We start from the raw sequence: 20,176 nt of genomic DNA, 5'->3' as shown, positions 1-20,176 counted from the left end.
GCCGGACCGGCGGGTTGTTGCTTGGGCGCGATCCGTCACCGGAGGGTGCCCATGCGTTCGCTTCGACTCGTTCCGCCGGCCCCATTCCTCCTCATGGGAGCCCTGCTCATCGCGGGCCTCGCAGCGGCCCAGCAGCCGCAGCCGCTGACCATGCTGCCGCCCGACGGGCGCGGGCTGCCGCGCGTCGCTCCGGCGGCGCAGCGCCCGCTGACCGCCGCCGAGGCGCAGTCGCTGATCGGCAAGAGCGTCGTCACCAGGGACGGCGAGCCCGCCGGCGAGATCCGCGACTTCGTCCTGGGCGGGCCGGACGGCCGCATCGACAGCATCGTGCTGGCGCAGGGCGGCTTCCTTGGCATCGGCACGCGGGTCTACGCGGTGCCGGCCTCGGCCCTGCGGGTGGGCGCGGCGCAGCGGGTTCCGGAGCGCGGCCAGCGGCACCCGATGGAGGTCAGCATCGACCTGACCGCCCGCGAGCTGGCCGACGCGCCGGAGTTCGCCTACGGCGCCGAGACGCTGTCGCTGGTGCGGCGGCGGTAAGGGGGGTCACTCCACCGGCGGCGGCGGGGCGGTGAGGGCCAACTGGCTGGCGATCACCGCCGCCTGGGTGCGGGTCAGCACACCCATCTTGCGCAGGATGGTGGTGACGTGCGCCTTCACCGTCTTCTCGGAGATCGTCATCTCGTAGGCGATCTGCTTGTTCAGCTTGCCCTCGGCGATGCCGGCCAGCACGCGCAGCTCCTTCGGCGTCAGGGCGGCCATGCGCTGTTCCGGGTCGGCGTCGGTCGAGTCGTCCACCGCCTCCACCGTCGGCATCCAGATCTCGCCGTCCAGCACGGCGCGGATCGCCTCGCCGATCTCGGTGTTGGGCGCCGACTTCGGCACGAAGCCGGAGGCGCCGCAGTCGATGGCGCGCCGGATCGTCGCGTGGTCCTCCGACGCCGAGACCACCAGCACCGGGATCGCCGGATGGTCGGCGCGCAGCATCATCAGGCCGATGAAGCCGCTCATGCCCGGCATGTGCAGGTCGAGGATGATGATGTCGGTCGGCTCCGGCCCCTCCAGCAGCGGGGCGATCTGCTCGAACCGGGCGGCCTCGGCGACCTCGGCCTCGCCCAGCGCCTGGGCGATGGTCTGCCGCAGCGCGGTCCGCATCAGCGGGTGGTCGTCGGCAACCAGAACGCGATAGGACATGGACGCCCCAGGGGGTGAGAACCGTACGCCAGTATTCAACGCCCACCCTGCGGTTGACAACCACAGTTGGCGTGTGGGCGCATCCGCCCCGGAGCGAGGACGCCGAACCGCTTGACGCCCGACTCCCCGGCGTGAGAATCCGCAGTACGCCATTGACGGGATGGTGCGGTGCGCACACGTCACCTCAAGGGCCGGACAACCATAACGCCACAACAACACGGCAGGAGCGACGCATGGAGCCCAAGACCACAATGCCGGGGCATGCCCCCGTCCGACAGGTCGGCACGGTGACGGTGACCGACGACACCACCGGACGCACGTTCAAACTGCCTCTGCTGGAAGGTGCTACGGGCCCGCGCACCATCGACATCCGCAAGCTCTACGCCGAATCCGGCTACTTCACCTTCGATCCCGGCTTCACCTCGACGGCCAGCTGCGAGTCCGCCATCACCTACATCGACGGCGACGAGGGCGTGCTGCTGCACCGCGGCTACCCGATCCAGGACCTGGCGGAGCACTGCGATTATCTGGAGGTCTGCTACCTTCTGCTGAACGGCGAGCTGCCGGACGCCCAGCAGAAGGCGGACTTCGAGCGCACCATCACCTACCACACCATGGTGCACGAGCAGCTGATCCGCTTCTACAGCGGCTTCCGCCGCGACGCGCACCCGATGGCGGTGATGTGCGGCGTCGCAGGCGCCCTGTCGGCGTTCTACCACGACTCGACCGACTTCACCAATCCGGTCCACCGGATGATCACGTCGCACCGGCTGATCGCCAAGATCCCGACCATGGCCGCCATGGCCTACAAGTATTCGGTCGGCCAGCCCTTCATGTACCCGCGCAACGACCTCGGCTACGCCGAGAACTTCCTGTACATGACCTTCGCCACGCCGTTCGAGCCGTACAAGGTCAACCCGACCCTGGCGAAGGCGCTGGACAAGATCCTCATCCTGCACGCCGATCACGAGCAGAACGCGTCGACCTCGACCGTGCGCCTCGCCGGCTCGTCGCACGCCAACCCGTTCGCCTGCATCGCGTCGGGCATCACCGCGCTGTGGGGCCCGGCGCACGGCGGCGCCAACGAGGCGGTGCTGAAGATGCTGGAGGAGATCGGCTCGGCCGATCGCATCCCGGAGTTCGTCAAGCGCGCCAAGGACAAGAACGACCCGTTCCGCCTGATGGGCTTCGGCCACCGCGTCTACAAGAACTACGACCCGCGCGCCAAGATCATGCGCGAGCTGTGCTACGAGGTGCTCGGCGAGCTGGGCATCAAGGACGAGCCGCTGCTCGACATCGCCATGAAGCTGGAGAAGATCGCACTGGAGGACGAGTACTTCGTCGAGAAGAAGCTGTACCCGAACGTCGACTTCTACTCGGGCATCATCCTGAAGGCGATGGGCTTCCCGACCAGCATGTTCACCGTGCTGTTCGCGCTGGCGCGCACCGTCGGCTGGATCTCGCAGTGGAAGGAGATGATCGAGGACCCGCAGCAGAAGATCGGCCGTCCCCGCCAGCTCTACACCGGCGCCACGCCGCGCTCGGTCGTGCCGCTGGCCCAGCGCTGACACCCGTGAACTGACGGGCGGCACCGAAGGACGCCCCGGCCCCGCGGCCGGGGCGGTCCCGCGCGAGAGCGCCGAGCCGCCGCAAAGGAAAAGAATGCCCGACAGCCCCCGACCGAACCACCACTCGTCCAGTTTCCGTCTCGCCTTCGAAGACCGCGACTTCCTGCTGAGCCCGTCGATGCGCGGCGTGCGCTTCATGCTGGAATACTCCAAGCCCGAAGAGATCATGCAGGCCTGGGGCGTGCGCTCCACCATCGTCGTGTTCGGCAGCGCCCGCGTGCCCTCGCCCGAGAAGGCGGCGGAGCTGCGCGCCAACGCCCGCACGCCGGAGGAGACGCGGCTGGCCGAGCTGCGCACCGAACAGGTCGCCTGGTACGAGGAGGCGCGCCGCTTCGCCCGCCTCGTCTCGGAGAAGGGCGGCGCGCTGGCCCCGGATGAGAACGGGATGCGGGACAACGTCATCGCCACCGGCGGCGGGCCGGGCCTGATGGAGGCCGCCAACCGCGGCGCCAGTGAGGCCGGGGCGCCCAGCATCGGCTACAACATCGTGCTGCCGTTCGAGGAGCACCCGAACCCCTACAGCACGCCGGATCTCACCTTCCGCTTCCACTACTTCGCCATCCGCAAGATGCATCTGGCGATGCGCGCCAACGCGCTGGCGGTCTTCCCCGGCGGCTTCGGCACGCTGGACGAGGCGTTCGAGATCCTCAACCTGCAGAACACCAACAAGGCGACCCGACTGCCCATCGTGCTGGTCGGCACGGCGTTCTGGAACGAGATCGTCAACTTCGACGCGCTGTCCCGCCACGGCATGATCAGCCCTATCGACCTCGACCGCTTCGACATCGTCGACACGGCCGAGGAGGCCTGGGAGACCATCCTGAAGCGTGGCCTGAAGCGCGGCATCCCGCCGCTGGGCCCCGCCGGCACCGGCAAGTCGGCGGAGGACGAGCCGGCGTAGGCCCGCCCCATCCGTGGCAATCGCTTGAAAGCCCCTCTCCCCTTGAGGGAGAGGGGTTGGGGTGAGGGGTAGAGCGGCCGGCAGGCCGTAAAAGAGTTCCTTTCCCGCCTGTCGGCGGTAATCCCCCTCTCCCCAAACCCCTCTCCCTCAAGGGGAGAGGGGCATTTCGGGACGTCGATCCTTCAGGTGATCGCCCTGGACCCCATCCGTGGGCGTATTGACAATCTTCCTCCCCGCCCTTTAGCTTTGTCGGATAAACCCACATTCCGCAACGCGGACAGAATGGGAGCAGGGAGGAGAGAGTGTCCAACGACAGCGCGCCGGTCCTGCTGGACCGCGACGGCGCCGTTGCGCGGCTGCGGCTGAACCGGCCGGCCGTTCTCAACGCGCTCGACGAGGCGACGGCGCAGGCCTTCCTGGCCGCCGTGCGCGCCGTCGCCGACGATCCCGACGCCCGTGTGCTGGTGGTCTCCGGCAATGGCCGCGGCTTCATGGCCGGCGGCGATCTCGGCCGCTTCCGCGCCGACCCGGAGCACGGCGCCGACACCGCCCGCGCCATCATCGGCCCGCTGCACGAGGCGCTGCAACTGATGCAGCGGCTTCCCATCCCGGTGCTCGCCTCGGTGCACGGCCCGGTGGCCGGGGCGGGGATGAGCCTCGCGATGGCGACGGATCTGTGCCTCGCCGCGGACGACGCCAAGTTCACGCTCGCCTACGCCCGCATCGGCGCCTCGCCGGACGGCTCGGGCAGCTACTATCTCCCGCGGCTGGTCGGCCTGCGCAAGGCCATGGAGATCGCGCTGCTGGCCGAGACCATCGACGCGGCGGAGGCGTTGCGCCTCGGGCTGGTCAACCGGGTGGTGCCGGCCGCCGAATTGGCGGCGGAGACCGACGCGCTGGCGCTGCGGCTGGCGAACGGCCCGACGGCGGCGTACGGGCGGATCAAGGGGCTGCTGTACCGCTCCGGCACCGCGGGCTTCGCCGACCAACTCGCCGCCGAGGAGGAGAGCTTCGCGGCGCTGGCCGGCACCGCCGACTTCCGCGAGGGCATCGCGGCGTTCTTCGAAAAGCGGGGGGCGCGATTCGATGGCCGGTGACGGCACGCCGATCCTGGAGGTGGACGCCCTCACCCTCGCCTTCGGCGGCGTGCGGGCCTTGAGCGGCGTGACGTTCCCGGTGGCGCGCGGCTCCATCACCTCGGTCATCGGGCCGAACGGGGCGGGCAAGACCTCGCTGTTCAACTCGATCTCCGGCTTCTACCGGCCACAGGGCTCGGTGCGCTTCGAGGGGCAGAGCATCGAACGGCTGGCGCCGCCGAAGCGGGCGAAACTGGGCCTCGCCCGCACCTTCCAGAACATCGCGCTGTTCCGCGGCATGACCGTGCTGGACAACATCAAGCTCGGCCGCCACGCGCACATGCGGACCGGCGTGCTGGACGCGCTGTTCTACCTCGGCCGCGCCCGGCGCGAGGAGATGGAACTGCGCCGCGACGTCGAGGAACGGATCATCGACTTCCTGGAGATCGACCACATCCGCAAGGCCCCCGTGGGCTCCTTGCCCTACGGGTTGCAGAAGCGGGTCGAGCTGGCCCGCGCGCTGGCCATGCGGCCGAAGGTGCTGATGCTCGACGAGCCGGTCGCCGGCATGAACCGCGAGGAGACCGAGGACATGGCCCGCTTCATCCTCGACGTGCGCGAGGAATGGGGCGTCACCGTGCTGATGGTCGAGCACGACATGGGCATGGTGATGGACATCTCCGACCATGTGGTGGTGCTGAACTTCGGGCAGGTGATCGCGCAGGGGCTGCCGCGCGACGTGCAGGCCGACCCGCAGGTGGCGGCGGCGTACCTCGGCTCGGGGAACGTGGACGATTTGCGAGCGAAACTGGGTGCCGACGCGCGGAAGGTGGCGTGATGCGGAAATTTCATCTTTGCCCTCCCCCCGCGGAGCGGGGGGAGGGCCGCATAAGGGTGCCTGATGGAAACCGACTGGCTCCTCCTGTTCGAGGTCAGCCTCGCCGGCCTGGGCACCGGCGGGCTGTACGCGCTGACCGCGCTGGCTTTCGTCGTCATCTACAAGGCGACGCGCGTGGTAAACCTCGCCATCGGCGAGATCCTGATGCTGGGTGCCTACGCCTTCTTCGGGCTGGCGGCCGGCTGGGCGCTGCCGTGGTGGGCGGCGGCGCTGGGGGCGCTGGCGGTGGCCGGGCTGTTCGGCGCGGTGGTCGAGCGGACGGTGATCCGGCCGATGCTGGGCGAGAGCCCGATCTCGGTCTTCATGGTCACGGTCGGGTTGGGCAGCGTGCTGATCGGCATCGTCGAGATCGTCTGGACCGCCGACCCGCACCGCCTGCCGGAGTTCATGCCGAACGCCCCCGTCTTCATCGGCGAGGCGTTCCTGGCGCCGAAGATCGCCTACTCCTTCCTGGTCGCCGCGGTGGTGATCGCCGTGTTCGTCCTGCTGTTCCGCTTCTGGCGCGGCGGCGTCGCCCTGCGCGCCACCGCCAACGACCAGGCCGCAGCCTATTCCATGGGCATCAACGTGCCGGGCGTGTTCTCGCTGGCCTGGGTGGTCGCCTGCATGGTCGCCGCGGGGGCGGGAATTCTAGTGGGAGCCATCGGCGGCATCTCCTCCACCATGGGCGTGTTCGGGCTGTCGGTGCTGGTGGTGGTCATCGTCGGCGGGCTGGACAGCGTGCCGGGCGCGCTGGTCGGCGGGCTGCTGATCGGGCTGGTCGAGGCGCTGGCCGGCATCTACCTCGGCGGTGAGTACAAGCTGCTCGCCACCTTCACGCTGCTGATCGCGGTGCTGATGGTGCGCCCCTACGGCCTGTTCGGCACCCACGAGATCGAGAGGCTGTAGGGCATGCGCATCGCCTCCGCCAAAGAGAGCTACGCCACCGACGAGGCGCTGTTCGACAGCGCGGTGCAGCGCGCGTGGTTCGCGGTGCTGCTGCTGGCGCTCGCCCTGTTTCCGTTCACGGTCAATCAGTACTGGGCGTACCTTGCGTGCCTCGCCGCCATCAACGTGATCAGCGCGACCGGCCTCAACATCCTGACCGGCTACACCGGGCTGGTCAGCCTGGGGCAGGCGGCGTTCATGGGGGTGGGCGCCTACACGGTGGCGGTGCTGGAGGCACGGCTGGGCACGCCGTTCCTGCTCAACCTGCTGCTCGGCGGGTGCATGGCGGCGGCGGTCGGCATGGTGTTCGGCATCCCCAGCCTGCGGGTGAAGGGGCTGTACCTCGCCATCTCGACCATCGCCGCGTCCTTCATCCTGCACTTCGTCTTCGCCAACTGGACGAGCGTGACGAAGGGCGTCAGCGGCATCAACGTGCCGCCGGCGCGGCTGTTCGGCATCGACCTGGACACGCCGTTCAAGCTCTATTGGGTGATCGTGCCGCTGGCGGTGCTGATGCTGCTGGGGGCGGCCAACCTGTTCCGCACCCGGGTCGGGCGCGCCTTCATCGCCGTGCGCGACCGCGACATCTCGGCCGAGGTGCTGGGCATCCCGCTCTTGCGCACCAAGCTCACCAGCTTCGCGCTGTCGTCCTTCTACGCCGGGGTGGCCGGGGGCCTGTGGGCCTACTTCTTCCGCGTGGTGACGCCGGAGAGCTTCCCGCTGCTGATGTCGATCTTCTTCCTGGCGGCGATCATCGTCGGCGGCATGGGAACGATCCTCGGCGGCATCCTGGGCGCGGTGTTCATGACCCTGGTGCCGGAACTGCTGAAGCTCGGCGTCGGGGTGGTCAGCCCGTTCTGGCCCGAGGCGGCGGTGGTGCTGTCGCCGGTGCGCACGGTGGTGTTCGGCGCGCTGATCGTCGGCTTCCTGGTCTTCGAGCCGCAGGGCCTGACCGAGATGTGGCGGCGCACCCGGCGCTTCTTCCACCTGTGGCCGTTCAAGACATGACAATAAATGGGGAGGACACGAGATGCTGAGGCTTTCGAGACGCGGGCTGGGTGCGCTGGCACTCGCGGCCGGCATGGCGGCGGCGGTTCCCGCCAAGGCCGCCGACGACATCGTGCTGGGCGGCTCCATCCCGATGACCGGCGTGTTCGCCTTCGCCGGGATCGGCATCCAGGCGGGCATCAGCGACTACCTGAAGATCGTCAACGACGCCGGCGGCGTGAAGGGCCGCAAGGTGCGCTTCGCCTTCGAGGACACCGCCTACAAGGTCGACGCCTCGGTCGCGGTGTTCAACAAGATCGTCGCGCAGGACAAGCCGAACCTCTACTACGGCGACTCCACCGCCTTCTCCAAGACCATCAACCCCGAGCTGGAGCGTTCGGGCCAGATGATCATGGCCGGCGCCTCCTTCGCCACCGAGCTGAACGACCCAAAGAAGTATCCCCTGCAGTTCATGGCCGGCCCGGACTACACGGAGATGTTCGGCATCCTGCTGCGCTACATCGCCAAGGAGAAGCCGGGCGCCAAGGTCGCCTTCGTCAACTCCGACACCGAGTTCGGCCGCGACCCCATCGCCACCTCCGAGAAGAAGGCGGTCGAGCTGGGCCTCAAGGTGGTCGAGAAGATCGTCACCCCGCCGGGCAGCGTCGATGTCTCCACCGAGGTGCTGAAGCTGCGCCGCTCCGCGCCGGACTACACCATCTTCCACGGCTACGTGATGGCGCCGATCCCGGAGTTCATCGCCCAGGCCAAGCAGATGGGCATGACCAGCAAGTTCATGGGCACGTTCTGGAGCATGGACAACTCCATGGTCCAGAAGATGGGCGAGCTGGCCGACGGCTTCATGGGCGTGATGCCCTACCGCTACTACTACGACGAGGACGGCAACGCGCCGATGCTGGCGAAGATCCGGCAGATGCGGCCCGAGTACCAGTCCACGCCGTACATGCAGGGCTTCCTCACCGCCATGCTGATGGTCGAGGCGGCCAAGCGCACGCTCGACAAGGGCGAGCCGCTGACCGGCAAGACCCTTAAGGCGGCGCTGAACTCCATCAAGGACTTCGACACCGGCGGCATCATCGGCGTTCCGATCTCGGTGCCCGGCAACTCGATCCCGGTGGGGCGCATCTACAAGGCCGACGTGCAGAAGAAGCTGATGGTTCCCGCCTCCGACTGGATCAAGCTGGAGCAGTAAGGCCATGGCCGCGGAGCCGATCCTCGAGGTCAACAACGTCGAGGTCATCTACAAGAAGACCATCCAGGTGCTCCGCGGCCTGTCGCTGGCGGTGCCCAGGGGGGAGATCGTCGCCCTCCTCGGCTCCAACGGGGCGGGCAAGTCGACGACGCTGAAGGCGATCTCCAACCTGCTGGCCCTGGAGAACGGCGCGGTCAGCGCCGGGCACATCCGCTTCGCCGGGACCGAGACCGCCGCCAAGCGTCCGCACGAGCTGGTGCGCGCCGGCCTGTTCCACGTCATGGAGGGCCGGCGCATCTTCGACGAGCTGACCGTCGAGGAGAACCTGACCGCCGCCACCTATGCCCGCGACGGCAAGTCCGGTTCGGCGGCGGCGCGGTTCGAGCTGGTCTACGAGTACTTCCCCAACCTGCACACGCGGCGCGGCGTGCGGGCCGGCTACCTGTCGGGGGGCGAGCAGCAGATGCTCGCCATCGGCCGCGCGCTGGTGGCCGAGCCGCAGCTGATCCTGCTGGACGAGCCGTCGCTGGGGCTGAGCCCCAAGCTGGTCGAGGAGATCTTCGCCATCATCGCCCGCATCAACGCCGAGCAGCGGGTGTCGATGCTGCTGGTCGAGCAGAACGCCGCGGTGGCCTTCGCGGTGGCCTCCTACGGCTACATCATGGAGACCGGGCGCATCGTCATCGACGGCCCGGTCGAGCGGCTGACCCGCGACCAGGACGTGCGCGAGTTCTACCTGGGCCTCGGCGGGCACGAGGGCGGGGCGAAGAGCTACCGCGACATCAAGCACTACAAGCGGCGCAAGCGGTGGCTGTCATGACCCTCCCCGACCTCACCCTGCCGCAGATGCTGCGCCAGCACGCGCGCAGCAACCCGCAGGGCCTCGCGCTGCGCCAGAAGGACTTCGGCATCTGGAACCCGGTGACCTGGGCGGACTATTACCAGCGCGCCCGGCATTTCGGGCTGGGCCTGCTGGCGCTCGGCCTGCCCGAGGGCGGGCACGTCGGCATCATCGCGGAGAACCGGCAGGAGTGGGTGTTCGCCCAGCTCGGCTGCGGGGTGGTGCGGGCGGTGCCGGTCGGCGTCTACTCGACCAGCCCGTCCAACGAGGTCGCCTACGTGCTGGGCCACGCCGACGCGTCGTTCGTCGTCTGCGAGGACCAGGAGCAGACCGACAAGGTGCTGGAGGCGCTGGACCAACTGCCGCAGCTCCGGCGCATCGTCGTCATCGACATGAAGGGCCTGCGCCACTACCCGCGCGACCGCATCGTCTCCTTCGACGAGGTCGAGCGCCTTGGCGCCGACTACGAGGCGCAGCATCCCACCCGCGCCGACACGTTGCTGGACGCCCAGCGCCTGGAGGACCTCGCGCTGATGGTCTACACCTCGGGCTCCACCGGCAAGCCCAAGGGGGCGATGCTCAGCTACCGCAACCTGCGCGCCATCGCGCCGGGGATGATCGAGCGGCTGGGCCTGACGCCGCGCACCACGCACCTGTCCTACCTGCCGCTCTGCCACGTCGCGGAGCAGATGCTGACCACCTTCGCGCCGCTCTATCTCGGCTCCGTGGTGAACTTCGGCGAGTCCATCCGCACCGTGCAGGAGGATCTGCGCGAGGTGGCGCCGAGCCAGTTCCTCGGCGTGCCGCGCATCTGGGAGAAGCTGCACTCCGCCATCCACATCAAGATGGCCGAAGCCGGCGGCATCCGCCGCTGGCTGTTCGAGCGCGCCATGGCCGCCTGCGAGCCGTGGGCGGAGACCATCCCGGCCCGCCGTCCCCCCGGCGCGCGGCTGGTCTACGGGTTCTGGTACCTGCTGGTGTTCCGGGCGCTGCTGAACAGCATCGGCCTGCGCCGCGCCCATGTGGCGCTGACCGGAGCAGCGCCCATCGCGCCGAAGATCGTGCGCTTCTTCCGCACGCTGGGGGTGCCGCTGGTCGAGGTCTACGGCCTGACCGAAACGGCGGGCATGGTCACCGGCCAGTACCTGGACAAGCTGGTGCCCGGCTGCGTCGGCCCGGCCATCCTCGGCGCCGAGGCCAGGGTGGGCGAACATGGCGAGCTGCTGATCCGCGGCGGCACGGTGTTCGAGGGCTACTACAAGAGCCCGGAGGCGACGGCGCAGAGCATCCGCGACGGCTGGCTGCACACCGGCGACGTGGTGGAGGTGGTGGACGGGCAGTTCCGCGTCGTCGACCGCCTGAAGGACATCATGATCACCGCCGGCGGCAAGAACCTCAGCCCGTCGGAGATCGAGAACGCCGTCAAGGCCAGCCCCTACGTCAAGGAATGCATCGTCATCGGCGAGGCGCGCAAGTTCGTCTCGGCGCTGATCCAGATCGACCTGGAGACGGTCGGCAAATGGGCGGAGGAGCACGGCATCCCCTACACCCACTTCCGCAGCCTCGCCGAGAACCCGGCGGTGCGCGAGTTGGTGCAGCGGGAGATCGACGCTGCCAACGCCACGCTGGCCCAGGTGGCGCACATCAGGCGCTTCCACCTGCTGACCAAGGAGCTGGACCACGACGACGACGAGGTGACGGCCACCATGAAGGTGCGCCGCTCCAACATCCAAACGAAGTACGGCGCGGAGATCGAGGCGCTGTACGCCAACCAGAGCACCATGCAGGGAGCAGCGTGAGATGAGTTCCGCCGTCATCGCCGGCTACGTCCGGTCGCCCTTCACCTTCGCGCGCAAGGGCGAGCTGGCCGGCATGCGCCCCGACGACCTCGGCGCCGCGGTGATCCGCGCGCTGCTGGAGCGCTTCCCGATCCCGGCTGACGAAATCGAGGACGTGCTGTGGGGCTGCGCCTTCCCGGAGGGCGAGCAGGGCCTCAACATCGGTCGCGTCGTCGGCATGCTGGCCGGGCTGCCGCGCAGCGTGGCGGGAGCCACCATTAACCGCTGGTGCGGCTCGTCGATCCAGGCGGTGCAGGTGGCGGCCGGCATGATCGCCACCGGCTGCGGCGAGGCCTTCCTCTGCGGCGGCACCGAGTGCATGTCGCGGGTGCCGATGATGGGCTTCAACGTCCTGCCCAACCCCACCTGGAGCAAGCCGGAGGTCGATGACTACATCAGCGTCGGCCTGACCGCCGAGCGCGTCGCGCAGCAGTACGGCATCACCCGCGAGGAGCAGGACGCCTTCGGCCTGTGGAGCCAGACCAAGGCGCTGGCGGCGCGGCGCGAGGGCCGCATGGCGGCGGAGATCACCCCCATCGCCGTCGAGGGCCGCACCGTCACCGAGGACGGCTGCGTGCGCGAGACCTCCCTGGAGAAGCTGGCCGGGTTGAAGCCGGCCTTCCTGGAGAACGGCACGGTGACCGCCGGCACCTCGTCGCCCACCACCGACGGAGCGACGGCGCTGCTGGTGTGCACCGAGCATTTCGCGCGCCGGCACGGGCTGGTGGTGCTGGCGCGGGTGAAGAGCTTCGCGGTGTCCGGCTGCGAGCCGGGGGTGATGGGGCTGGGACCCATCGAATCGACGCGCAAGGCCTTGACACGCGCCGGCATCACTATGGCCGACGTGGACGTGGTGGAGATGAACGAGGCCTTCGCCTCCCAGGCCATCGCCTGCGCCCGCGACCTGGGGATCGCGCAAGAGAAGCTGAACATCGACGGCGGCGCCATCGCCATCGGCCACCCGCTGGGCGCCACCGGCGGCCGGCTGGTCGGCAAGGCGGCGCAACTGCTCAAGCGCACCGGCGGCCGCCACGCCGTCGCGACGCAATGCATCGGCGGCGGCATGGGCATCGCCATGGTGCTGGAGGCGGTGTAGGCGCCTTTTGCCCTCCCCCAGCCCCCGCTGGGGGAGGGTTGGGTGGGGGCAGCGGCTTGTCGGGAAGGCCGTAGCCCCCACCCTCCCGCTGCGCGGGTCCCTCCCTCCCCCATCGGGGATGGGGGAGGGAAAATACTCAGAACGCCGCCCCCGGCTGCTTGAGGAACTCCACCTCCTCCGCCGTGCTCTCGCGCGCCAGGATGGCGTTGCGGTGGGGGAAGCGGCCGAAGCGCTCGATCACCGCGAGGTGCCGTTCGGCCCACTCGATGAGTTCCGGCGCCTGGACGCGCTCGCGGATCAGCCGGACCGACAGGCGCTGGCTGTCCAGGTCCTCGTGGTGCTCGAAGGGCAGGTAGAGGAACAGCCGCTCCTCCGGCGTGCACTCCAGGTCGAATTCATTCTTGATGACATGCCGGGCGACGGCGAGGGCCTTCTCGTCGGTGGCGAAGGCCTGCGGCGTGCCGCGGAAGACGTTGCGCGGCACCTGGTCGAGCAGGATGCACAGCGCCAGGCAGCCGTCCACGTCGCCCAGCCACGGGTCGAGTGCACCCGCCGCGGCGCGCCCGTACGGCTCCCGCAGCATGTCGGCGACCTGCCGGTCGAAGCTCGGCGTCGGCGCAAACCAGTAGGGCTTCACATCCTCGCCGAACCAGTACTCGACGATCTCATCGATCAGCGGATCCGCCATGCTGCTGTCTCCCCATTCCATCGGCCCATAACAGAACAGGGCGCCCGGGGGCGCCCTGTCCAGTGCTTTTCCGCGATGCGGACGCCGCTCAGTGGAGCTTGGCCCACATCTGGCGCTTGGTCGCGTACATCAGGCCGGCGAGGACGATCAGGAACAGGATCACCTTCACGCCCATCTGCTTGCGCTCGTCGAGCTTCGGCTCGGCGACGAAGGTGAGGAACGTGGCGATGTCCTTGGCCTGCTGCTCGACCGTGGCCTTGGTGCCGTCGGCGTACTGCACGCCGTCCGGCTGCAGGATGTTCGGCATGCCGACCTGGTGGCCCGGGAAGTACTTGTTGTAGTTCATCCCCGGCATCAGGTTGACGCCCTCGGGGGCCGAGTCCTCGAAGCCGGTGAGGAACGCGTAGAGGTAGTCCTCACCGCCGACGCGGGCCTTGGCGACCAGCGACAGGTCCGGCGGCAGCGCGCCGTTGTTGGACGCGCGGGCGGCGTTGTCGTTGGCGAACGGCGACGGGAAGCGGTCGGCCGGGATGCCCGGACGCATGAACATCTCGCCGTTGTCGTTCGGGCCGGCCTGGACCTCGTAGGTCGCGGCCAGCGCCTTCAGCTCGTCGTCCTTGAAGCCGATGCCGGTCAGGGTGCGGATCGGGACCAGCTTCATCGAGTGGCAGGCCGAGCAGACTTCCTTGTAGATCTGGAAGCCGCGCTGCGCCGACGCCTTGTCGATGGTGCCGAACACGCCGGAGTGGCCCCAGCTCTGCGTCGGGAGCTTCACGCCTTCCGAGGCGAGCGCCGAACCGCCGAGCCCGAGAGCCACCGCGGCCGAGAGGATGACAGTCTTCAGGGCGCGCATCAGGCCTTCTCCATCGGCTTGGCATGGGCACCGGCCGCAACCCGGCCACCGCCCTTCAGAACGGGTTCGCTGATGCTGGCCGGCATCGGCGACGGACGCTCCAGCTTGCCGAGGACCGGCAGCAGGATCAGGAAGTGGAAGAAGTAGTACGCGGTGCCGATGCGGGCGATCAGCAGCCAGTGGCCCTCGGCCGGCATGGCGCCGGCGTAGCCGAGCACCAGCGCGTCGAGCGCCAGCACCCAGAAGAACTGGCGGTAGATCGGCCGGAACTTGCAGCTGCGCACCTTCGAGGTGTCGAGCCACGGCAGAACCACCAGCACGGCGATGGCGCCGAACATGGCCAGCACGCCGCCCAGCTTGTCCGGGATGGCGCGCAGGATGGCGTAGAACGGCAGGAAGTACCACTCCGGCACGATGTGCGCCGGCGTCACCAGCGGGTTGGCCGGAATGTAGTTGTCCGGGTGGCCCATGTAGTTCGGCATGAAGAAGACGAAGATCGCGTACACGATCAGGAACACGACCACCGCGAACAGGTCCTTCACCGTGATGTACGGGTTGAAGGGGACGGTGTCCTGCGGGCCCTTCGGGTCGATGCCCAGCGGGTTGTTCGAGCCGCAGATGTGCAGCGCCGCCGTGTGCAGAATGACCACGCCGAGGATCACGAACGGCAGCAGGAAGTGCAGCGCGAAGAAGCGGTTCAGCGTCGGGTTATCGACCGAGAAGCCGCCCCACAGCCAGGTGACGATCGGGTCGCCGACGATCGGGAACGCCGAGAACAGGTTGGTGATCACGGTGGCGCCCCAGAAGCTCATCTGGCCCCAGGGAAGCACGTAGCCCATGAAGGCGGTCGCCATCATGAGGAGGAAGATCACCACGCCGATGATCCACAGGATCTCGCGCGGCGCCTTGTAGGAACCGTAGTAGAGACCGCGGAACATGTGCAGGTAGACGGCGATGAAGAAGAACGACGCGCCGTTGGCGTGCACGTAGCGCAGCAGCCAGCCGTAGTTCACGTCGCGCATGATGCGCTCGACCGAATCGAAGGCGATCGCCGTGTTCGCGGCATACTGCATGGCCAGCACGAGGCCGGTCGCGATCATGATCACCAGCATGATGCCGGCAATCGCCCCGAACGCCCACAGATAGTTGACGTTCTTGGGCATCGGGTATTCGTTGTACTCGTGGTGCAGCATCGTGAAGATCGGCAGCCGGCTGTCGATCCACTTCACCACGGGGTTCTTGAAGTTCGAGGCGTGAGCCTGAGCCATAATGGGAGTCTCCCGAGACCTTGGGCCGCTTAGCCGAGCCGGATGCGGTTGTCGCTGAGGAAGGCGTACTGCGGCACCACCAGGTTGGCCGGCGCCGGACCCTTGCGGATGCGGCCCGCGGTGTCGTAGTGCGACCCGTGGCAGGGGCAGAACCAGCCGTCGTAGTCGCCGCGCGGATCGGTCGGCTTCTGGCCCAGCGGCACGCAGCCCAGGTGCGTGCAGACGCCGACCAGGATCAGCCACTCCGGCTTCTGGACGCGCTTGTCGTCCGGGGCCGGGTCGCGCAGCTCGGACAGGTTGACCTTCTTGGCCTCGTCGATCTCCTTCGCCGTGCGGTGGCGGACGAAGACCGGCTTGCCGCGCCAGGTGACGGTGATCGACTGGCCCTCGGCCACCGGGGCCAGGTCTACCTCGATGGAGGCGAGCGCCAGGGTGTCGGCGGCCGGGTTCATGCTGTCGATGAACGGCCAGGCGGCCGCGGCGACGCCGACGGCTCCGACCGCACCGGTGGCAAGGTACAGGAAATCACGGCGGGACGTACCGTCGTCGCCGCCGGGGGCCCCATGGGCACCCGTGCCGGACGGATGCGTGGTCTCAGCCATTAGCGTCTTTCTCCTCAAGACTGCGCAGCGCGGGGGAGCGCCGGGTGAATTCGCGGAGGGTGCTTTAGCATGTTGCGGGCCACCCGCCCTTCACCCCTCACGCCCACGGGCATGACTGACGAACGGCGGACCGCCCCTGCCTTTGGGGGTGCGGTATACCGTCGCGGAGCGCCGTTGAAAAGGCCTAGTCTTCGGACACGTTGTCGCGCGTTGCGTTGCAGCATCAGAGAAACATGATCCAATTCCGGGAAACCCATGCGACTCGTACTTTTCGAACCCGACATTCCGCAAAACACCGGGACGTTGATGCGCTTGGCCGCCGGGCTCGGCGTGGCGATGGATCTGGTCGAACCGTGCGGCTTCATCCTCGACGACCGGCGGCTGCGCCGGGCCGGCATGGACTACCTTGACCGGCTCGACCTGACCCGCCACGTGTCGTGGTCGAGCTTCCTGCGCGGGCGGAATCCGGGGCGACTCGTGCTGCTGACCACGCGCGCCGCGGTGCCCTACACGGCCTTCGCCTTCCGCCCCGACGACCTGCTGGTGCTGGGCCGCGAGAGCGCCGGCGTGCCGGAGGAGGTGCACGGCATCATGGACGCGCGGGTGGTGATTCCGCTGCGCCCGCCGGCGCGCTCGTTGAATGTGGCGCTCGCCGCCGCCATGGTTGTTGGCGAAGCCCTGCGCCAGACCGGCGCCTTTCCGGAGACCCCATGAGCATCGACCGCCCCGACACCAAGACCCGCGCCCGCGCCTGGTTCGAGGACCTGCGCGACCGGATCTGCGCCGAGTTCGAGCGGATCGAGGACGACCTGACCGGCACGCACGCCGACCTGCCGCCCGGCCGCTTCGTGCGCAAGGCGTGGGACCGGCCGGACCCCTATGGAGAAAATGGGGGCGGTGGCGAGGGCGGCGGCGGCGTGATGTCGCTCCTGCACGGCCGGGTGTTCGAGAAGGTGGGCGTCAACGTCTCGACCGTGCACGGCACCTTCAGCGAGGAGTTCCGCAAGAGCATCCCGGGTGCCGCGGAGGACGGCCGGTTCTGGGCCTCGGGCATCAGCCTGGTGGCGCACCTGCGCTCGCCGCTGGTGCCGGCGACGCACATGAACACGCGCCACATCGTCACCACCACCGGCTGGTTCGGCGGCGGCGCCGACCTGACCCCGACCTTTCCAGAAGAGGCCGACACCGCGGCGTTCCACGGCGCGCTGCAGGGTGCCTGCGACCGGCACGACCCGGCGTGCTATGCGCAGTACAAGGAGTGGTGCGACCGCTATTTCTACCTGCCGCACCGCGGCGAGGCGCGCGGGGTGGGCGGCATCTTCTACGACAGCCTGAACACCGGCGACTGGGAGCGGGACTTCGCCTTCACCAGGGACGTCGGGCTGGCGTTCCTGGACGCCTACCCGAAGATCGTCCGGCGCTGGATGAACGAGCCCTGGACGGCGGAACAGCGGGACGCGCTGCTGGTCAAGCGCGGGCGCTACGTGGAGTTCAACCTGCTGTACGACCGCGGAACGACCTTCGGGCTGAAGACCGGCGGGAACACCGAGGCGATCCTGATGAGCCTGCCGCCAGAGGTCAAGTGGCCGTAGGCGCCCCAACACTTGCCCCCACCCTCCCCAGGCTTCGCCTGGGTCCCCTCCCTCCCCCGCTGGGCAGGGGAGGGAGAAAAGCCCAAGCCCCCTCCCCCGCCCAGCGGGGGAGGGTTGGGGTGGGGGTGACAGGTTATCCAAGCCGACGCTTCAACTCCTCCAGACACGCCTCCCGCCCCGGCCGGAAGTCCTGCCCGCTCCACCACGACTCCACGTCGCGCAACGCCTCGCCGACGTGCCGCCCGGGCCTGGCGCCCAGCGCCAGCGCGTCGCGGCCGGACAGCGGGAAGCGCAGATCCGGCAGGTCCTCCGCCGTCGCCAGCACCTCCCTGACGTGGCCGAGCGACACCGGCCCCGGCGCCTCGGCCGCCTCCAGCCGCACGAGGTCGCGGTACAGCCTGGCGTCGCCCAGTCGGTAGAGTGCGCGCCGCTGCGCCGGACGGTCGTCGTGCAGCGACACCGCCACCTTGGGCTCGACCATGGACGCCAGCCGGTCGCGGTCGGCGTTGGACAGCTTCAGCGTCTCCGCCGCCGTCAGCGCCCCGGCCCGGTCGGTGTCCAACGCCGCGGCCAGCCGCAGCAGCGAGTCCGGAGCTTCGTCCAGGTCGTGCTGCACCTCGACCATCCGCGACAGCCGGGCCACGTTGGTCGCCGCGGGCAGCAGGTGCGCCATCACGCCCTGGTCGATCATCAGGTGCCAGACGTCCGCCGCGCCCGCCGCAGTGAGCAAGCGCAGGATCTCCCCCTGCAAGCGCTCGCCGGACAGGGTGGGCAGGCGGTCGGCCATGCCGCGGCAGGCGGCCAGCGCCTCCGGGTCCGGCGCGCCGCGGCCGTAATGCGCGTGGAAGCGGAAGAAGCGCAGCAGGCGCAGCACGTCCTCGTGCAGGCGCTGGCGCGCGTCGCCGACGAAGCGCACCCGCCCCGCCGCCATGTCCTTCAGCCCGCCGAACGGGTCGTACACCGTGCCGTCCGGCGTGCAGGACAGCGCGTTCATGGTGAAGTCGCGCCGGGCCGCGTCCTCCTTCCAGTCGTCGGTGAACTCGACCCGCGCGTGCCGGCCGAAATTCTCGACGTCGCGGCGCAGCGTGGTGATCTCGAAATGCTCGCGCCCGATGACCGCGGTCACCGTGCCGTGCGCGATGCCGGTGGGGATGGCGCGGATGCCGGCGTCCTCGAGGATGCGCAGCACCGCCTCCGGCGGGGCGTGGGTGGCGATGTCGATGTCCTTGACCGGGCGCTTCAGCCAGGTGTCGCGCACGCAGCCGCCGACGAAGCGCGCGTCGGCGCTCCCGGCGCGCAGGGCGTCGATCACCGCGCGCGTCTCCGGGGCGGTCATCCAGGGGGGAGGGTCGAGGCGTCCGGCGGGCTGCATCCGGTCAACCTAGCCCGCGGCAGCGCGCGTTTCCAGCCGGCTCACCGCGCCTCGGCCAGCACGTCGCGCAGATTCACCAGCATGCCGGCGGTAGCGCCCCAGATGTAGCGCTGCTCGTAGGGGAACGCGTAGAAATACCGCTGCTGCCCCATGAACTCGCGGCTGTGCCGCTCCGGCATCGCCGGGCCGAGGATGACGGTCAGCGGCACCTCGAACACCTCGTCCACCTCGGTCGGGTCCGGGGAGACCGCGAAGGGCGGCTTCAGCAGCCCGACCACCGGCGTCACCCGGAACCCGGTGCGCGTCAGGTAGGTGTCCAGCCGCCCGACCACCTCGACGTGGTCGCGGGCGATGCCGACCTCCTCCTCGGTCTCGCGCAGCGCGGTGTCCTCGGGCGAGGTGTCGGCGGTCTCGCGCCGGCCGCCGGGGAAGCTGATCTGCCCGGCGTGCGCGCTGAGGTGCGCGGTGCGCTGGGTGAACAGCACGGTCAGCCCCTCCGGCCGGTCGACCAACGGCACCAGCACGGCGGCCTCGCGCAGCCGGTCGCGCGGCAGCCGGAAGCCCGGGTTCAGATCATGGTCGCCGCGCACCGCATCAGGATCGCGGAGCGGGTCATGGCTTTCCGAGAAGCGTTTGCGGATATCGACGGGTGTCACGCGCCGGACAGCCTGCCCAGCACGAAGAAGCGTCCGTTGCTCCATACGCCCACCTCAGCCTCCTTCCCTTCGGGGCCGTTCGTCGTCGCGCAGTGGTTCACCATGTCGTAATAGACGGACCGGGCGATGCGCGCCTCCAACCCCATTCTTATAGCGATGTACGGGGTCGGTTCCCCGGTCTCCAGATCGTGCGCCACCCGGATCGGATGATCCGGGCCGGCCTCCACCCAGTCGTCGAGGTTGGTGCGGAACGCGAGGACCTGCTCCTCGCCGCTGCCGCGCGCCGTCATCTCCACGGCGACGAACGGGACGTCGTCGACGACTATGCGCCCGCGCTCCGCGGGTGTCACCAGCCAATAGTCGCCGGCCTCGTCCCGCCGCAGCACGCTGGCGAACAGCTTGGACAGCTCGATCCGCCTGATCGGGTCGCCCTCGTGGTACCAGGTGCCGTCGCGGGCGATGCGGATGTCGAAGCGCTGCTCCCCCGCAACCAGGGGCACCATCGGGGGTAATTCGACCGAAGACGGGGGCTTTGCGTTCACATTCGGC

21 protein-coding genes are annotated in these 20,176 nt (G+C 69.1%); 13 read left to right on the top strand and 8 right to left on the bottom strand.

The features are described from left to right. Positions 1-51 precede the first annotated feature (51 nt). Positions 52-537 carry a PRC-barrel domain-containing protein gene (locus tag TSO221_RS27130; RefSeq protein ID WP_109121635.1) on the top strand — a complete coding sequence of 162 codons (486 nt, stop codon included), beginning with the start codon at positions 52-54 and terminating at the stop codon, positions 535-537. A gap of 6 nt (positions 538-543) precedes the next feature. Here TSO221_RS27130 and TSO221_RS27125 read toward each other — a convergent pair whose 3' ends face one another. Next, entirely contained in the window at positions 544-1,191 is a 648-nt protein-coding gene (locus TSO221_RS27125) for a response regulator transcription factor (protein ID WP_109121634.1), read from the bottom strand. A 233-nt stretch (positions 1,192-1,424) separates the two neighbouring features. On the opposite strand from TSO221_RS27125, the gene gltA reads away from it, so the two are divergent. The 10 genes from gltA to TSO221_RS27075 all read left to right on the top strand — a co-directional run bounded on the left by gltA (position 1,425) and on the right by TSO221_RS27075 (position 12,596). Continuing rightward, complete coding sequence (gltA, locus tag TSO221_RS27120) at positions 1,425-2,759, top strand: citrate synthase (protein ID WP_247878296.1); 1,335 nt, start codon at positions 1,425-1,427, stop codon at positions 2,757-2,759. Positions 2,760-2,853: 94 nt separating this feature from the next. After that, the gene (locus TSO221_RS27115) at positions 2,854-3,720 is read left to right on the top strand and encodes an LOG family protein (protein WP_109121633.1); all 867 of its coding nucleotides are present in this window, start codon (positions 2,854-2,856) and stop codon (positions 3,718-3,720) included. 302 nt (positions 3,721-4,022) lie between these two features. Beyond that, the gene (locus tag TSO221_RS27110) at positions 4,023-4,817 is read left to right on the top strand and encodes an enoyl-CoA hydratase-related protein (RefSeq protein WP_109121632.1); all 795 of its coding nucleotides are present in this window, start codon (positions 4,023-4,025) and stop codon (positions 4,815-4,817) included. Further along, the gene (locus TSO221_RS27105) at positions 4,807-5,634 is read left to right on the top strand and encodes an ABC transporter ATP-binding protein (protein ID WP_109121631.1); all 828 of its coding nucleotides are present in this window, start codon (positions 4,807-4,809) and stop codon (positions 5,632-5,634) included. Before TSO221_RS27110 ends, TSO221_RS27105 begins: the two co-directional genes overlap by 11 nt. A 63-nt stretch (positions 5,635-5,697) precedes the next feature. After that, positions 5,698-6,582 carry a branched-chain amino acid ABC transporter permease gene (locus tag TSO221_RS27100; RefSeq protein WP_109121630.1) on the top strand — a complete coding sequence of 295 codons (885 nt, stop codon included), beginning with the start codon at positions 5,698-5,700 and terminating at the stop codon, positions 6,580-6,582. 3 nt (positions 6,583-6,585) lie between these two features. Beyond that, on the top strand, positions 6,586-7,629 hold the full coding sequence (locus tag TSO221_RS27095) for a branched-chain amino acid ABC transporter permease (protein ID WP_109121629.1): 1,044 nt from the start codon (positions 6,586-6,588) through the stop codon (positions 7,627-7,629). Between the two features lie 22 nt (positions 7,630-7,651). Further along, on the top strand, positions 7,652-8,821 hold the full coding sequence (locus tag TSO221_RS27090; protein WP_109121628.1) for an ABC transporter substrate-binding protein: 1,170 nt from the start codon (positions 7,652-7,654) through the stop codon (positions 8,819-8,821). A gap of 4 nt (positions 8,822-8,825) precedes the next feature. Then, positions 8,826-9,641, top strand: coding sequence for an ABC transporter ATP-binding protein (locus tag TSO221_RS27085; protein ID WP_109121627.1), 816 nt, complete (start codon positions 8,826-8,828; stop codon positions 9,639-9,641). Next, a complete protein-coding gene (locus tag TSO221_RS27080) occupies positions 9,638-11,461 on the top strand; it encodes an AMP-binding protein (RefSeq protein ID WP_109121626.1) in 1,824 nt (607 codons plus the stop codon). Before TSO221_RS27085 ends, TSO221_RS27080 begins: the two co-directional genes overlap by 4 nt. 1 nt (position 11,462) lies before the next feature. Next, complete coding sequence (locus TSO221_RS27075; RefSeq protein WP_109121625.1) at positions 11,463-12,596, top strand: thiolase family protein; 1,134 nt, start codon at positions 11,463-11,465, stop codon at positions 12,594-12,596. Between the two features lie 136 nt (positions 12,597-12,732). Here TSO221_RS27075 and TSO221_RS27070 read toward each other — a convergent pair whose 3' ends face one another. The 4 genes from TSO221_RS27070 to petA all read right to left on the bottom strand — a co-directional run bounded on the left by TSO221_RS27070 (position 12,733) and on the right by petA (position 16,007). Continuing rightward, positions 12,733-13,284, bottom strand: a complete 552-nt coding sequence (locus TSO221_RS27070) for a DUF924 family protein (RefSeq protein ID WP_109121624.1) — start codon at positions 13,282-13,284, stop codon at positions 12,733-12,735. Between the two features lie 88 nt (positions 13,285-13,372). Further along, entirely contained in the window at positions 13,373-14,137 is a 765-nt protein-coding gene (locus TSO221_RS27065; protein WP_109121623.1) for a cytochrome c1, read from the bottom strand. Next, positions 14,137-15,405, bottom strand: coding sequence for a cytochrome b N-terminal domain-containing protein (locus TSO221_RS27060; RefSeq protein WP_199229649.1), 1,269 nt, complete (start codon positions 15,403-15,405; stop codon positions 14,137-14,139). Before TSO221_RS27060 ends, TSO221_RS27065 begins: the two co-directional genes overlap by 1 nt. A gap of 29 nt (positions 15,406-15,434) precedes the next feature. After that, the gene (gene petA, locus TSO221_RS27055) at positions 15,435-16,007 is read right to left on the bottom strand and encodes a ubiquinol-cytochrome c reductase iron-sulfur subunit (RefSeq protein ID WP_109121622.1); all 573 of its coding nucleotides are present in this window, start codon (positions 16,005-16,007) and stop codon (positions 15,435-15,437) included. 255 nt (positions 16,008-16,262) lie between these two features. On the opposite strand from petA, the gene TSO221_RS27050 reads away from it, so the two are divergent. Together TSO221_RS27050 and hemF are read left to right on the top strand one after the other, a co-directional pair. Continuing rightward, entirely contained in the window at positions 16,263-16,721 is a 459-nt protein-coding gene (locus TSO221_RS27050) for a tRNA (cytidine(34)-2'-O)-methyltransferase (RefSeq protein ID WP_109121621.1), read from the top strand. Beyond that, positions 16,718-17,599: an oxygen-dependent coproporphyrinogen oxidase gene (gene hemF, locus TSO221_RS27045; protein ID WP_109121620.1), complete on the top strand. Its 882-nt coding sequence runs from the start codon at positions 16,718-16,720 to the stop codon at positions 17,597-17,599. Before TSO221_RS27050 ends, hemF begins: the two co-directional genes overlap by 4 nt. A gap of 133 nt (positions 17,600-17,732) precedes the next feature. On the opposite strand, the gene TSO221_RS27040 is transcribed toward hemF, so the two are convergent. The 3 genes from TSO221_RS27040 to TSO221_RS27030 are packed head-to-tail and all read right to left on the bottom strand — an operon-like array spanning position 17,733 to position 20,130. Further along, positions 17,733-18,971, bottom strand: a complete 1,239-nt coding sequence (locus TSO221_RS27040; protein WP_109121619.1) for a CCA tRNA nucleotidyltransferase — start codon at positions 18,969-18,971, stop codon at positions 17,733-17,735. A gap of 41 nt (positions 18,972-19,012) precedes the next feature. Beyond that, positions 19,013-19,627, bottom strand: coding sequence for a CoA pyrophosphatase (locus TSO221_RS27035; RefSeq protein WP_247878295.1), 615 nt, complete (start codon positions 19,625-19,627; stop codon positions 19,013-19,015). Then, entirely contained in the window at positions 19,624-20,130 is a 507-nt protein-coding gene (locus TSO221_RS27030; protein WP_247878294.1) for a DUF1285 domain-containing protein, read from the bottom strand. Before TSO221_RS27030 ends, TSO221_RS27035 begins: the two co-directional genes overlap by 4 nt. Between the last annotated feature and the right edge of the window lie 46 nt (positions 20,131-20,176).

The organism is Azospirillum sp. TSO22-1 (assembly GCF_003116015.1).
In the GTDB taxonomy this organism is placed as follows: domain Bacteria; phylum Pseudomonadota; class Alphaproteobacteria; order Azospirillales; family Azospirillaceae; genus Azospirillum.
The sequence above is the reverse complement of the archived record's forward strand: the minus strand, read 5'-3'. Positions and strand labels throughout refer to the sequence as shown.